The sequence below is a fragment of the Gracilimonas halophila genome (assembly GCF_042684365.1).
GTDB lineage: Bacteria > Bacteroidota > Rhodothermia > Balneolales > Balneolaceae > Gracilimonas > Gracilimonas halophila.
In genome coordinates, this window is sequence record NZ_JBHULI010000025.1 from 416,766 (window position 1) to 431,770 (window position 15,005).

General features: G+C 45.5%; 15 protein-coding genes. 10 read left to right on the forward strand and 5 right to left on the reverse strand.

Annotated elements, in window-relative coordinates; translation table 11 throughout:
• Positions 1-319: 319 nt before the first annotated feature.
• On the reverse strand, positions 320-1,618 hold the full coding sequence (locus ACFSVN_RS12790) for an APC family permease (RefSeq protein WP_390303452.1): 1,299 nt from the start codon (positions 1,616-1,618) through the stop codon (positions 320-322).
• Positions 1,619-1,683: 65 nt separating this feature from the next.
• Positions 1,684-2,196 (reverse strand): hypothetical protein, encoded by a 513-nt coding sequence (locus ACFSVN_RS12795; protein WP_390303456.1) that lies wholly within the window; start codon positions 2,194-2,196, stop codon positions 1,684-1,686.
• A 98-nt stretch (positions 2,197-2,294) separates the two neighbouring features.
• On the opposite strand from ACFSVN_RS12795, the gene ACFSVN_RS12800 reads away from it, so the two are divergent.
• The 4 genes from ACFSVN_RS12800 (at position 2,295) to ACFSVN_RS12815 (ending at position 5,348) form a co-directional block, all read left to right on the forward strand.
• Positions 2,295-2,654: an arsenate reductase family protein gene (locus ACFSVN_RS12800; RefSeq protein WP_390303459.1), complete on the forward strand. Its 360-nt coding sequence runs from the start codon at positions 2,295-2,297 to the stop codon at positions 2,652-2,654.
• Between the two features lie 23 nt (positions 2,655-2,677).
• Positions 2,678-3,475: a DUF3108 domain-containing protein gene (locus ACFSVN_RS12805; RefSeq protein ID WP_390303461.1), complete on the forward strand. Its 798-nt coding sequence runs from the start codon at positions 2,678-2,680 to the stop codon at positions 3,473-3,475.
• Positions 3,472-3,918, forward strand: coding sequence for a dUTP diphosphatase (dut, locus tag ACFSVN_RS12810; protein WP_390303464.1), 447 nt, complete (start codon positions 3,472-3,474; stop codon positions 3,916-3,918). The genes ACFSVN_RS12805 and dut overlap by 4 nt, the downstream gene beginning before the upstream one ends.
• Before the next feature lie 179 nt (positions 3,919-4,097).
• Positions 4,098-5,348 carry an MFS transporter gene (locus tag ACFSVN_RS12815; protein WP_390303467.1) on the forward strand — a complete coding sequence of 417 codons (1,251 nt, stop codon included), beginning with the start codon at positions 4,098-4,100 and terminating at the stop codon, positions 5,346-5,348.
• A 206-nt stretch (positions 5,349-5,554) separates the two neighbouring features.
• Here the strand turns inward: ACFSVN_RS12815 and ACFSVN_RS12820 are convergent, their stop codons facing one another.
• Both ACFSVN_RS12820 and ACFSVN_RS12825 read right to left on the reverse strand, forming a co-directional pair.
• A complete protein-coding gene (locus tag ACFSVN_RS12820; RefSeq protein WP_390303470.1) occupies positions 5,555-7,912 on the reverse strand; it encodes a S9 family peptidase in 2,358 nt (785 codons plus the stop codon).
• A 96-nt stretch (positions 7,913-8,008) separates the two neighbouring features.
• Complete coding sequence (locus ACFSVN_RS12825; protein ID WP_390303473.1) at positions 8,009-8,518, reverse strand: hypothetical protein; 510 nt, start codon at positions 8,516-8,518, stop codon at positions 8,009-8,011.
• A gap of 95 nt (positions 8,519-8,613) precedes the next feature.
• Here ACFSVN_RS12825 and ccsA point away from each other — a divergent pair, with 95 nt between their 5' ends.
• From ccsA to ACFSVN_RS12855, 6 genes are all read left to right on the forward strand, one after another.
• On the forward strand, positions 8,614-9,270 hold the full coding sequence (gene ccsA / locus ACFSVN_RS12830) for a cytochrome c biogenesis protein CcsA (RefSeq protein ID WP_390303476.1): 657 nt from the start codon (positions 8,614-8,616) through the stop codon (positions 9,268-9,270).
• A gap of 51 nt (positions 9,271-9,321) precedes the next feature.
• The gene (locus ACFSVN_RS12835) at positions 9,322-9,564 is read left to right on the forward strand and encodes a CcmD family protein (RefSeq protein ID WP_390303479.1); all 243 of its coding nucleotides are present in this window, start codon (positions 9,322-9,324) and stop codon (positions 9,562-9,564) included.
• Positions 9,561-9,956: a cytochrome c maturation protein CcmE domain-containing protein gene (locus tag ACFSVN_RS12840; RefSeq protein ID WP_390303482.1), complete on the forward strand. Its 396-nt coding sequence runs from the start codon at positions 9,561-9,563 to the stop codon at positions 9,954-9,956. Before ACFSVN_RS12835 ends, ACFSVN_RS12840 begins: the two co-directional genes overlap by 4 nt.
• Positions 9,957-10,031: 75 nt before the next feature.
• Complete coding sequence (locus ACFSVN_RS12845; RefSeq protein ID WP_390303485.1) at positions 10,032-12,524, forward strand: heme lyase CcmF/NrfE family subunit; 2,493 nt, start codon at positions 10,032-10,034, stop codon at positions 12,522-12,524.
• A 37-nt stretch (positions 12,525-12,561) separates the two neighbouring features.
• Complete coding sequence (locus ACFSVN_RS12850) at positions 12,562-13,284, forward strand: hypothetical protein (RefSeq protein ID WP_390303488.1); 723 nt, start codon at positions 12,562-12,564, stop codon at positions 13,282-13,284.
• Between the two features lie 119 nt (positions 13,285-13,403).
• A complete protein-coding gene (locus ACFSVN_RS12855; RefSeq protein ID WP_390303491.1) occupies positions 13,404-14,258 on the forward strand; it encodes a 3-hydroxyacyl-CoA dehydrogenase family protein in 855 nt (284 codons plus the stop codon).
• A gap of 87 nt (positions 14,259-14,345) precedes the next feature.
• Here ACFSVN_RS12855 and ACFSVN_RS12860 read toward each other — a convergent pair whose 3' ends face one another.
• Positions 14,346-14,999: a hypothetical protein gene (locus tag ACFSVN_RS12860; RefSeq protein ID WP_390303494.1), complete on the reverse strand. Its 654-nt coding sequence runs from the start codon at positions 14,997-14,999 to the stop codon at positions 14,346-14,348.
• Between the last annotated feature and the right edge of the window lie 6 nt (positions 15,000-15,005).

Here is a 15,005-nt window from a genome sequence, read left to right on the forward strand (position 1 = left end):
CCTGCATACACCATTCGTCAACGGCGCGACTAATTCTGTCATCCCCAGATCTCTTAAGTCTTACAGCGAGCAGATTTCTTTTATCACAGCTATTAGCCTGTCGAGCGCTGACTTAAGAGTCTCAGCCCGGCAAGTCTCCGACTTGCATCATGGTGCCCAAGTTATATCAACTACTAGCTGAAAAAGGAGGGTTTCTTTAGGCATTTTTATTCAAGAAGGGTGCATGGACTGTATTGGAAGTCGGAGGCTTCCTGTGCTGGTACTTTTCAGTCTCCGCTTCGCTTAAGACTGAAAAGATCTTTGGGAGAAAGGTTATGGGCTAAACTTCAGCTTGCCTTCGCCCCAATAAATACAACCCCGTTCCAATGGCAATAAAAAGCGCGGTAAGCCAAATGGAGTTAAAGCTGACCTGGAACATCAGCCAGATACAGGCAAGGATACCGAGAGCAGGGATCAAATATCCGCCTTTAAGGATGAAGCGGGTTTTGTCGCGGAATCTCGGTCGCAAAACAGGAATGGCTGCACAGCTGATGATGAACAAGAACAAACGGGACAGGACGGTCATGGCAGCTAAAACCGTGAAGGAACCCAAGGCTGCTCCCACAAAAGCAAAGACGCCGAAGAAAAGGATGGAGTTGGCAGGGGTCAGGAATTTAGCGTGCACTTTCCCAAACCATTCGGGCAGGGAACCCTCGATGGAGAGGGCATAGGTGAGGCGGGGAGTGGAAAAGATAGTGCTCACCAGGTTTCCGGTTACGGAGGTAACCACGCCAATCATCAGGATGATGGCACCGGTGCTTCCAAACAAGGCCGCCGAGGCATCAAGCAGCGGCGAAGAGGAGGAAGCGAGGTCGGGAACAGCGGTCTGTGAAACGAGCTGTATCAGCATATATAAAAGCACGACCGAACCGAGTCCCAGCAAAAGGGCGAGGGGCATATTCCGCTCGGGTTTTTTTGCTTCGCCGGCCGGGACCACGGCTCCTTCAAATCCCACAAAAGCGTAGATCAGCAGCAGTGCCGCGGCACCCAGATCGCTGACCGGAGGAACAGCGGTTTCGAAAGTGGGAACTACTTCAGTACCAAGCATTACCAATCCTCCAAATACCAGGAAGATCAGTACCGAAAATTTGATCACAGTAAAGAGGGCGAGCGAGCGGATGGATTCCACTGAACCGAGAACGTTGATCAGGGTGAGTCCGCCGATAATGACAGCAAGGGAGATCAACCGCCCAATACCGGTAGCCGCAGGTTCTAAAAAGTAGCCAATGCTGTCCACCAGCAATACAGAGTTTGCGGCGAAGGAGATCATCCGGGCCACATAGAACAGCCACCCGGCCTGAAATCCAATGAACGGACCGAAGGCGGCGGTTCCGTATTTGATCGGTCCGCCTGTACCGCGGAAGTAACTGCCCAGTTCTGCAAAGGAAAGAATGACCGGCAGCATCAGCAGGGCACAGATCACATAGATCCAGACGCTATATTCGCCGGCTAACTCAGCCGCGCCGCTGGGTAAACCAAAGATCCCGGCCCCGATAAAACCGTTGACCACAAGCAGCCATAATCCCCACAAACCTAATTTGCGGGGCAGTTTTTCCTGTGTTTCCGTAGAAGTGGCCAAATCAGTTATTTAATTGTTAAAACAGATGAGCACCTATAAATAAATCTCGCTCTCGATCATTCCACTTAAATATCTTCTACAAGAATATCGCCGTAGGAGATCATTCTGTTATTGAGGTCGAAAAGATAGATACGTTTCAACCCACGTGCACTTACAGAGCTTCCCTCAACTGGAGAGAGCGAGATTGCCGATATTTGAAAATCATATAAACCTTGGGGAAGGGCATCAAAATCTTCGTAGATCACCCTTCGGTCGCCATTATCAAACAGAATATAGACCAGCAATCCATTTACAGTACCTTGGGAAACAACATCTAATTCAAACAGTATAGTTTGATTGGTAGCAACGGGATTGGGAAAAGGCGGTTTTACAGTGATAAATCCCTGAAATCGCGGAGAGGTGCGCCAGTCATCCGGGTCATTGTTCAAAATGTCCCCGTTATTGGGTGCTGTTTCAGTGTAGTTATTGGGAGCTGAGTACGCTTCTTGCTCGAATTCGCGCTGGGCATCATTGCGCGTACAGCTTACCACAGTGGCAAAAAGAAGCAGAATTATAACAGAAGGATAAAATTTTGACATAAAAGGCACGAACCGGGGATTCATTACGTTCGAATTTGCAGAAACAAACCGTATCTTTAAGAGCTTAAAAATACAAAAACTTTCAACATAATAATACGATGCTTCATATTGCAGGGATCAAGAATTGTAACAAGATCAGGGATACCAAAAAGTGGATGGAGGAGCATGATGTTGAATTTGAGTTTATTGACCTCAAAAAAGAACCTCTTTCCAGGGATGAACTTAAAGAGCTTGAGCTAAAAGTGGGGCTGGATGTTCTGGTAAACCGGCGCGGACGAAAATGGAGAGATCTCGGTCTGGCCGACAAAGACCTTAGCAATGAGGAGTTGTTCGAACAGCTTTTAGAGCATCAGACGATGATCAAGCGTCCGGTTCTGCTCAAGGAAGAGTCGGTGTTGGTGGGCTATGATGAAGAATCCTTTGAAGCTTTTATAGCTGAAGAAGAGGAAACCGAATAAGGATCCATCCCAAAAAAGATCATATGAAAAAAGTACTTTTGCTCCTGTTTACGACCCTTTTGGTTATCCCGGCCTTCGCTCAGCATGACTATCCGTCGAGTGAAAAAGAACCGCCTGACATGGAGGAGTTGTTCTCCGTGAAGGAAACCTTCCGGTATGAGGTCAAGTACGGTTTCTTCAAACTGGGATGGGTCAATGTTCGCCTCCTCAGCGATACCCTGTATCAGGATCAGGAGCGAAAGCATATCCTCACGGAAATTGAGTCCAATGGTTCTATTCCCTTTGTTGGGGATGAACTGGATCAGTATCACAGCCTGTTCTATGTGAATGAGGACGGGCTTCCCGTGGAATCAAAGTATTGGAAGGATAATGTTGATGAGGAAGAGTATGAGGAGATCGTGTATTGGTTCGACCGGGATCTCGGGAAGGTCTATTATAAGGAAGAGGACGATACCCGCGACACCCTTGATCTGGAAGACCCGGCAACTTCAGGACACCTCATCTTTTATTTCTCCCGTTTGTTTGCCGGCAGTGAAGAGAATTTCAAACTTCCGGTATATGTAACCAAGAAAAAGGGATACATCTATGCAGAGAATTCCCTGGAGAAAGAAGAGCGAAGGTATAAGCCCTTTGATGAACCTATAATGGCTTATCGGCTGGATGGATCAACTGAGAATATTGAAGGCCCGTTTGGCTTTTCAGGAGATTTCAGGGCCTGGTACCTGGATGACGATCTGCGGGTTCCGCTGGAGGCAAGGGTGAAGGTATTCTGGGGAAATGTAATTGTAAGACTTATTGAATATACACGCGAAGAACTATGAAAAAAGTACTGATAAAAAAGCTGGATCATGCTAAAGATCTGCCTTTACCGAATTATGAAACCGTTGCTGCAGCGGGGATGGACCTGCGGGCTGCAGTGGATGCAGCCGTCACCATTAAACCGGGTGAGCGGAAGATGATCCCCACCGGACTCCAGATGGCCCTGCCTGAAGGGTATGAGGCACAGGTAAGGCCGCGAAGCGGGTTGGCGATCCGGAACGGGATCACCATGCTGAACACGCCAGGTACCATCGATGCAGACTACAGGGGAGAGTTAAAAGTGATAGCTATCAATCTTGGGGAAGAGGATTTTGTAGTAAATCACGGAGACCGGATCGCCCAAATGGTGATCGCCCCGGTTACGCAATTTCCGGTAGTGGAAGTGGATGACCTGGATGAAACGGACAGAGGGGAAGGCGGGTTTGGAAGCACCGGCGTAAAGTGAATATTCAATATTGAATGTCGAACTCAAAGAACCTCCAAGCGTCCGAAGGTCCTTGGAGCGTTCGTGTTTACCAGGCCACCCATCACAACGCTTGGAGGTCTTTCAGACCCACCAAGGTTGCCTGAACAAAGAAATTTAAAAATGAAAGGCTGAAGGCTTTGCGCTGACAGCTGGAAGCTATGCTAAAAAACCTCCGTCCGTATTTAAGCCTCATAAAAGAAAACCACGACTTCCGCCGGCTTTGGCTGGCGCAATCGGTATCCAACTTCGGGGATTGGTTCGGCTTATTGGCACTTTATGCCATCATCAGTCGCTATTCCGATTCGGAGTTCCTGCTTGGGCTGATCATTGTCGTTAAGATGTTGAGCCTGGCTCTATTCTCACCCTTTGCAGGATATCTGGCCGACCGTTTTAACAGGCGAAAGCTGATGATCTGGTGTGATCTTCTTCGGGGAGTTGCAGTGCTTGGGATCATACTGGTTCAATCCGTGGAGATGCTTTGGCTGGCTTATGTACTCACGGCTGTTCAGATGATGCTCTCTGCAGTATTCGAACCGGCCAAGACCTCTTCCATTCCTAATGTGACTTCCGAGGAGAATCTCACAAACGCCAATATCATATCCACGGCCACCTGGAGTATCATCTTTACTACGGGGATGGCTATCGGGGGCTTTGCAACCGAGTGGCTGGGTACGGATCTGGTGCTGATCCTGGATGCAATGACCTACGTGCTTTCTGCCTGGTTCGTATATCGGGCTGCGATACCTCAAACACGCTTGTCTAAAGAGGAGCTATATCGCACCAGGAATCCTCTTAAAGGGATCAAAGAAGGATTGAGCTACTTGCTTAATAACCGTCATATTTTGCGTCCGTCTCTTGCCAAAGGGACTTCGACGGTTTTTTTAGGAGGCTTGGTTTATCTGCTCATCATCGTTAGCGAGGAAGTGCTGATGATGGGGAGTATAGGGCTGGGATTGCTGTATGCCGCGCGTGGATTTGGTACCGGTATTGGTCCGATCATAGGCCGGCGTTTGTTCAGTGATGAAAAGGATTGGGTCATGGTAATGGGGCTGGCTATCACCTTTTGCGGGTTGATGTATATGGTGGTTGGCTTTGTGAATGAACTGGCACTGATGCTGATCTTTGTGCTGCTGGCTCATGCGGCATCCGGGGCGAATTGGGTAACAAGTACGGTACTCCTACAAAAGCGAACTCAGGATACATTTCGTGGACGCATTTTCAGTACGGAATGGTTGCTATTCACAATAGGAAGCTCGATCTCCACCACCATAGCATCACTGATCCTCGAGTTTGATATCATGACGGTAAAGCCTCTGATCTTAGTATACGGTGGCATCATGGCACTGGGTGGAATTGTATGGAGCTTCACCATTACCAAAAATGAAAAAATATATCAGGAAGGATTTTAAAGATCCCCTGCAATAGAACCTCCAAGCGTCTGAAAGACCTTGGAGCGTTCGGTGTATTTAAGGCTTTCATAGCTTGTTACCGGCAACGCTTGGAGGTCTTTTAAGACGCTCCAAGGTTGCTACTTTGGTCATTTATAACACAAAAAAAAACGCCGAAGCAGTTACCCACTTCGGCGTTGAATGTTCTTTATTCCTTGCTCGATGTTCTACTCATCTTCGGGCAGATTGAAATTTACGTTGGTTCGGTAATCTCCCAATAAGTGCTCGGCGAAGTAATACCATTTCTGTCGCTCGAAATAGGGTTGGTAAGGGCCAAAACCATGTCGGCGTCCCGGCAAGATCATCAGGTCAAATCGCTTCCCTGCTTTAACAAGGGCATCAACCAGGCGAAGGGTATTTGCAGGGTGTACGTTGTTATCCATATCACCGTGAACAAGCAATAAGTGCCCCTTCAGGTTTTCCGCAAGTGCAGCATTGGTCTTGATCTCACTTTCAAAAGTGATCACTTCTTTTTCCACTTCCACGCTGTCTTCATTCATTTCCTTCACGGTCTTTTTAATTTCCGTAACGCCGTGATGGGTTTCTCCCCACCAAGTGTTATAGATGTTATTATCATGGTTCCCTGCAGAAGAAACAGCGGCCGTGTAGAAATCAGGGTAGGAGAGCAGGGCTGCGGTACTCATAAAACCACCGCCGGAGTGTCCAAATATCCCTACTTTATTCTGGTTGATAAATGAATGGCGTGCAGCAAGTTGTTCGATGCCATACTTGTTATCGGCGAGGGGGTAATCTCTTAGGTTATCATATCCATAGGTGTGATAATAACGTGAACGCATCGGACTTCCTCCGCGGTTACCAAATGCTACAACTACAAACCCAAGTTGAGCAAGAGCCTGATTCCGTCCCGTATATCCCTGAAGTGAGAAACTGGTTGGAAACGGCTCAGTCTGAGGCCCCGGATAGACATATGATATGATCGGGTAGCTCTTGGTGGAATCGAAATCGAATGGCTTCCACATCACTCCGTAAATATCAGTGGCTCCGTCCGCAGCTTTTACTTTAAATTCTTCCGGCGCTTTCCAGCCGATCTGTTCGGCAGCCGACATATCCACTTCCTGTAAAGTCAGTGTGACCCGCCCATTTTGATCGCGAAGGACTGTGCGTGTGGGTTCATCCACTCTGGAATAATTATCTACAAAGTAATTGCCTTCATCAGATTCGGAAATATTGTGATTGGCATTTTCAGGGGTGAGGTGTTTGAAATCTGACCCGTCAAATTTCACACTGTATAGGTGCGCATTATAGGGATGATCTCCATCACGGCCGTATCCTTCAAAGAAAATACGCTGAGCCGTAGTGTCAACTTTAACAACATCTCCAACCACAAAATTACCACTGGTGATCTGGTTTATAAGGTTCCCTTCAGAATCGTAGCGATATAACTGTCCCCATCCGGTGCGCTCACTCCACCAAAGATATTCCTCACCATCATTCATAATGCCAAGATATTGATAGCTCCAGTTGAAATAAGGTTCACTGGTCTCGCTGAAAAGCACGGTGGTCTCCCCGGTTTCGGTGTCAGCGATCAAAATATCCATTTTATCGGAAGGCCTGTTTTCGCGGTATATATATAATTTATCGGAGCTGTTTGGCCGGTAATCTCCGGTTTGATGGTTCCCATAATTGGCACTCAGGTCCTGGTCTTCCCACTTATCAGTATCCATACGTACACGCTCACGGCTCCCAATGTCAAAAACCTCTATATGATTGATCCCGATCTCATCTTCGCCGGGCATTCCGTATTTATAGGTTTCCAGGGATGGGCGTTCACCCATTGAATCGATCACCCAAAGTTCGTCTACCTTTCTGGAATCGTTTCTGGAGACCCAGATCTTTTGTTCATCATCAAAGAATCGGGCGCGCGAACGAAGACGTTCATTGCTGGTGGTATCGCCTTGATCAGCCTGATAGCTGAACCATCGTTCCCCATCTTCGGTTAGCTGAATTTCGGTACTGTCAGGATCATCAGACCTCATTATGTACAGATTGTGATCTTTTGCAAAAGCAATATAGGTGCTGTCGGGAGAGTAGGTTGCCCAGTTCTCGCGCTCTTCTTTATCAAGGGAATCACCTTTGATAAGATCATTGCCATTTACATTGTAGGTAAACTCGATACTGTCAACATGAAAGGTGAAACGCTCTTTGTCAGTATCGTATTCAAAATCTTTCAGGTCAAGATCAAGGGCGTTAAAAGGCCGTTCAAAGATCTCAGTTAGCTGAGATGCCATTTCTTCCTGATCAAAAAGTAAACGTTGGTTTGGGCGTTCCGCATTAACGAAATACCAATTTTTTCCTTCAGCATTTTCATAGGGGTACCAAAAATTGTTGGTATCATCTATCCAGCGTGGATACACTGAAGTGTTACCGATCAGCTTTTCCATTTTATCACCGGTAAAACGTTCGGCGGCTTCAAAATTAGCTTGTTGAGCAACGGAATGGAAGTTGCTGATAATAAATAGAGAGAAGGTTAACAGTACCCCTTTCACAATTGTAGAAAAATTCATAGAGCGTTGTTGTAATTCAGGTTAAGCGGTTAATAAACGGGTTATTTTTGTAAAACGATAGACCATATATGGTAGTCGGGAAGATTTTTTATCCCGTCAATCCTCAAACTTCTTGCGTTCTTTTTCAAAGTCCTCATCACTTACAAGACCTTGTTGCCAAAGACCTGTAAGGTAATCGAGGCGATCCATGGAGCCGGGGTCATATTTGGTTTCCCGAGGCTTGGTTTGTTCCTGGGCCTGCAGTCTTCTGAGCTCAGCCTCCACAGCTTTTTCGATGGATGTAGCTATCATCTCCGGGTTTTCAATCCCAATGAGTTCAATCTCACGTCCTTGAGTTTTAATGGTCACATTTCCAACTCCGAACCTAAGCTCACCGGCCACAGCCTGACGAATATCGGCAAGATCAATATTCTGAGAATAGTTGCCATCCACTACGGTTATCTTTCTATCGGTTATTTTATATGATTTCGCGCGGTGTTTCTTACTCGTTCTCCATAAAAGGATAATTCCTATGAGAGCGGGGATGAGAACGACCCCAAAAACGTAACTCCAGAAAAAGGCTTTCCACGAAGGGGTTAGCGTTATGGATCTTTCGTTGTCAGTCATAGCAGATTTTACAGATTTAAAACTCAGATTATCGGGTGTAAATTCGTATATTTTGCGTCGAAAACGTAGCCATAGTTAAAAAAATTCATACACCTTTGAAAATCTGGAAATACGTAGTAGCCATCTGGATGACTTTAGTGATCTCTGCCGGCTTTTTAATTTACATTCCTGAGATACCGATCCTCGAACAAACGGCCCGTAATATTTTTTTCCATGTACCTATGTGGATGACCATGTTTGTTTTGTTCCTCATCAGTTTCTGGTACAGTATTCAGTACCTGAATGAGCCCAAACCTATGTATGATGTAAAAGCATCATCCGCCGCATCGGTGGGAGTGGCCTTTGGGATCTGTGGATTGCTGACCGGCTCGCTGTGGGCGCGATTTACATGGGGGTCATGGTGGACTTTCGCTGAGCCCAAAATGAACTTAGCGGCATTGGCACTTATGATATACGTCGCTTATTTCGTGCTCCGCTCTGCCTTTGATGATCATCAGAAGCGCGCAAAGCTATCTGCGGTTTATAACATCTTTGCCGTAACAACCATCCCGTTTCTGCTTTATGTGGTACCACGACAGTTAACCAGTTTGCATCCCGGAGCGGATGGAAACCCTGCTTTCAGTGAGATCACAGCCGATGAACTGCGCATCGTTTTGTATCCGGCATTCATTGGTTTTATAGCACTCGGCTACTGGATATACGATGTTCATTATCGATATAACAAGGTGAAATTAGACATAGAGAATTCGTAATTTAAACCGAATCAGAACTAAGGTTCTACAATCAAAAAAATTCCATAATTAATGCAAGAAGAATCAGTTGCCGTCGTTGATACGCTGACCGAAGCCTATTCTGATCAATGGGCTGGAGTAAACGGCCCCGAAGAAGCCGGAGCATTTATTCAATTTATGTCATCAAACGATCTTATTTTTGTTGTACTGGGAGTAAGCCTGATCATCTGGCTTATCCTCCTGTTTTTTCTTTTTCGCGTAGATAAGAAAGTAACCAACCTCGAAGAACAAATTAAAAACAATCAAGAAGGATGAAACCAAAACTCATAATTGGTATCGTAGCTATTGTAGGATTTACCTCTCTGCTGATGTATAATTTTGGCGAAAGCATAAGTACATACACCACTTTTGAAGGTGCTTCCGAGAGAAGTACGGCACATATCCCCGGAACATGGGATGAGGAAAAAGGTGCTGAGTTTTCAATGGAAACCAAACGTTTTACTTTTTACATGAAAGATGAAGACGGCGTTTCCAAAAAAGTAGTTTACCCAAAGCCGAAGCCTAATAACTTTGAAGATGCCGACCAGCTGGTGGTAATAGGAGAAATGCGCGGAGATATTTTCTATGCAAATGAGATGCTGATGAAATGTCCTTCCAAGTATAACGACAATGATCCCGGCAGATTTGTAAATGCCTCCGACAGCTGACCTGAAAATTAGCTGACCCTCATTTTTACCTCTGTATCTTTTTTTTATATCAAACCCTTTTGCTCTGAATAATTTATGTTAGGAATTCTCGGTAAAGCCCTGATCTCTGCTTCTTTTGTAGCCTCTCTGTTTGCCATGATCTTTTATTTTGTGGCTGCCAATAAAGATGAGGAGAAAACCCTCAGAATCGGTAATTGGCTGTTTACTGCAAAAGTGGTTTTTCTGGTAGCCGCCTCAGGAATATTGATGAATCTGATCTTCAATCATCAATTTCAATTTTACTATGTGTTCAATTACACGAGTCTTGACCTGACTCCCCGCTATCTCTTTTCGGCCTTTTATGGCGGACAGGAGGGTAGTTTCATGCTGTGGATACTGATCTCAGGCTTTTTAGGATTTGGGTTGATGAAGTGGACCCGCCCACCATACAAAGGTCCGGTTCTTTTCTTTCTGACCCTTACCCAGGTCTTCCTGCTGTCCATGTTACTGGGCTGGGATATTTTTGGGTTGAAGTTAGGAGCCTCGCCTTTCCGAACCATAGCAGAGGAAATGCCAAATGCTCCTTTCCTGCAAACTAATCCTGATTTTGTACCTGCAGATGGAAGCGGATTGAATGATCTGCTGAAGAGTCCCTGGATGATGATCCATCCACCTATTCTTTTTGTAGGCTTTGCCATGATGACCATTCCATACTGCTTTGCCATGGCAGCCCTGTGGAAACAGAAATATAATGAGTGGGTTGGCCCGGCACTTCCATGGACCCTAAGTGCAAACGTAGCACTGCTGACCGCGATCTTCCTCGGCGGATATTGGGCATATGTAACGCTTTCTTTTGGAGGATACTGGGCCTGGGACCCGGTTGAGAATGCTTCATTGGTACCCTGGCTAATTGGTACAGCCGGCATTCATACCATGATCATACAGCGGAAAAGTGCGGTAGCACAGAAGTCGTCTATACTCTTTTCTATTCTTGCCTATGTGTTCATTGTATACGAAACATTTCTGACACGGTCCGGGATTCTGGGAAGCTCCTCCGTACACAGTTTTGTGGACCTAGGGCTTTATAATCAATTGTTAGCTTTCATGCTGGTTGTTACCCTGGTTGGATTGGGATTATTCTTCTGGAGATATAAAGAACTTCCCTCACCCGAAAAAGAGGCAAAGGTATTGAGCCGTGAGTTTATGACGGTTGCCGGCGCTATGCTTTTACTGATACTTGGTTTAGTCATTATTTTGGGAACAAGTTCACCTATCATAGGGCAGTTGTTTGTTGAGAATCCAACTCCTCCCGAGATCAGTTTTTACAACCGATGGAGTATGCCCATTGCTATGATCATGGCTATCTTCACGGTGTTGGGGCAATATCTCTTCTGGAAAAAATACGATGCAGAATCGCTGGCTTCGGCACTTATAAACCCGCTGCTGGTCACCAGTGTAGTTACCATTGCTTCCATCATTATCGGTGATGTCCGGAACCTGTATTACATGACCTACCTGTTCTGCGGGTATTTTGCCATTGTAGGTAATGCCTGGGTTTTGATCAGGCTTGCAGTACAAAAGCCAAAACTGATCGGAGGTTCTCTCACACACATTGGTTTTGGGATGCTTTTGGTAGGGATCCTGGCTTCTTCAGCATACAATGAGGCGTTGGTGGATCAGCGTACAGCAGATTATAATGCGGCTGTAGAACGTGGAGAAGTGACCGATGAACAGGGATTCACTGTCACCCAAAAAGAAGAAATGCTGGAGTTATATCTGGATGAGCCTGTAGTGATCGACAACCGTTATGTGGTTACCTATGAGGGCTATGAATTGGACAACAGCGTTCGCCGGGGCCAGCAGAATTATAAGATCAGATTCGAGCCTATTGATGGCGGAAAAGCTTTTTACATGCAGCCTGAAGTGTATCCGATGCTGACTTCATCATCTAACGAAAATATACAGTGGTCGGTAGATCCTGATGTTAGAACCGGGTGGTTCAGCGACATTTACTTATATGTGGGTGGAAGTTCGTATGTGCAGGAACAAAATGATCGTATTGCTGGAAACAACATGATGCAAAATGTGGCATCTCAGGATACCCTGGATGAGGGCCCTGAAGTTCAAACCATAGAATTCAACCCCGGTCAAACTATTGACGTTGGAAAGTTTAAGATCCGGTTTGTGAATTACTCACGAACTGATACTACACAGCTTCCGCCAAACACAACCATTGGAGTGAGGGCAGAGGTAGAGCTCATTCACCCCGCAAGTGGACGTGTATTTACCGTTGATCCTCTGTTTGCCGTTTACAGTGAACAAGGGCAAAGCTACATTTACTCTCCTCCGGCCTTTATCCCTGATTTTGATCTTGAATTCCAATTCACTCAGATCAAGCCTCAGGAAAACAGTATTGAATTGACAGTAACCGGTCTGGAAGAAGAATATGAACCGGAATGGGTGCTGATAGTAGCAGATGAGAAGCCGTTCATTTCTGTGGTGTGGGCAGGAACTTTCATTCTGATGGCTGGATTTAGCGTTTCCATTTTCCGACATTGGGGAAGAGAACGGAAGAAGAATAATGAATAACGAATACTCAACGTCGAACTCTTAACTTAAGATCAGTATGAGCAATGAGTTCAATAAATTTCTAAAGAAAGCAGACCCCGCCTCCGGTGTTGGTTCCGGGATGTTCGATGTTCAGAAGCTGTTGGTCTCAGTAATTATTTTTCTCTTCCCACTGATCTCTTTTGCTCAAACCCCGGAAAGTGTAGAGCTTCCTTCCCCAAGAGGAGCGTTTTTAAGATCGTTGGTGATGCCGGGATGGGGGCACTACTATGTAGATAATGAAAACTGGAATAGAGGTAAATATCATCTGGCGGGAGAGGTGGTTCTGGTACTTACGTACTTCGGACTCGATGCCAGGTCAGACTACCTCGAAAATGATTTCAGGACTCTGGCAGTGAGTAAAGCCGGGGCTGACCTTGTCGGGAAATCCCGAAATTACCAGATCGCGATCGGGAATTATGATAACCTGGCTTCTTATAATGATGCTCAGCTTAGAAACAGGAACTGGGATAATGTCTTTCCCCAAACACCGGAATATGAATGGAACTGGGAAAGCAGCGACTTGAGAGATCAGTACAGAGATACCAGGGAGCGGGTGGATAAGAATAGGAGTCAGTTGCCAACTCTTCTGGCCCTGATGGTGGTGAACAGGCTGGGAAGTGGCATAAGCGCCTTTGTACAGGCTCGAAACCGTTTGGAGAATATGCCTGAAGCTCGTTTTTCCTATCTGAATGAATTTGGAGAACCGGGACTTACTGCAAGTTTACGTTTTAATTTCTGAATCCTGTCTGATCGAAAAACAAACTAGCTAAAAGATATAAAAAGGGGCTTGATTGGCTTGAAAAACGCTTCCAAAAACCCTAATCTGATAAAAATTCAAATCTTAAATAAACCGATAGAATGGACGTAAAGAAAGTAGCCGTAATTGGTGGCGGAACCATGGGGAATGGAATTGCTCATGTATTTGCCATGAATGGATTTTCCGTAAATCTCATTGAAACCAAACAAGAATTTGCTGACCGTGCCATGTCAACGATCCAGAAGAACCTTGACCGTATGGTGAAGAAGGAAAAGATCGATGAAGGCAAGAAGAAATCAACTCTGGACAGCATCAGTGTATTTCTGGATATTTCTGAAGGTGTGAAAGATGTGGATATGGTGGTGGAAGCTGTTCCTGAAAATCTGGATATCAAAACATCTGTTTGGAAACAAGTAGATGAAGCTGCTCCCGACCATACTATTTTTGGATCCAATACTTCTTCAATTTCAATTACAAAATTGGCAGCATTGACTTCTCGTCCTGAGAAATTCATCGGGATGCACTTTTTTAACCCGGTGCCGGTAATGAAACTGGTTGAGATCGTTCGTGGCCTGCAAACCGATGACGACACCTATGATGTGGTTGAGGAGACATCCAAGAAGCTTCAGAAGGTTCCGGTTCCTGTAAATGATGCCCCCGGTTTTGTAAGTAATCGTGTGCTTATGCCGATGATCAACGAAGCGATCTTTTGTGTGGGAGAGGGAGTAGCAACCGCTGAAAATGTGGATGAAGTGATGAAGCTTGGAATGGCACACCCAATGGGCCCATTACGATTGGCTGATTTTATCGGGCTGGATGTATGCCTGGATATTTTAGGTGTTTTATATGAAGGCTTTAAGGACCCTAAATACCGACCTGCGCCGTTGTTGGTTAAAATGGTTGATGCCGGAAAGCTCGGTAACAAGACCGGAGAAGGGTTTTATAAATACGATTGAGCTAAAAAGCCTTAACAAATAATATAAATGGCCTGATGATTGTAACTTACTCATCCGGCCATTTCCTTTTAAGGGAAATGCTTTTGTTCAGGCAGCCAAAGAGTCATCCAGGATCTCATTGGATGAATAAATAACTTTATTCGCTTTAAGCAGAAGGTCGTGAAGTTTGCGACCGACCAGGTGCTGTACCTCATTCAGGCTTTTAGGTGTCACCAGTTCGTATTGGAAATAAGAGATGAGGTTGATGGCCGAGAGGTACCGGCCGTTTTCATCTCCGTCAATTTCAATGTGCCATCGGGTAATGATGTCATCGTCAGATAATAGATCGTTCACCTTTTTACTGATCGATTCCATCCAGCGGCTTGCTTTTTCAATACGGTAATTCCCGGCTTCTCCGGGTAGTTGAGGCTGACAGGTGTCAATATCAAAGAGCCAGCTCATTTCAACATCGATGGTAGGCTTTACAGTACTTTTGGTAAGTGTTTCAATTTTTAAAAAAGGATGACTGTCCATGCCTTCAAGTTCTTTGGCCATCGTTGTTTCCCGAAAACTGTCCCAGTCAAAGTTAATGGAAAGTGATTCCATGTAAGGGGAGGCATTATCCATATTGATTATTAATTCTAAACCGGTGGCGTGAATCTTATTATCTTCCCATGTCCGGAATTTATTTGTCTTGATCCCTCTTTTTCCTAATTGTGCTTCTACGGTATTAACGATAGAATTGAAGATCGGATAATGCATGAATCC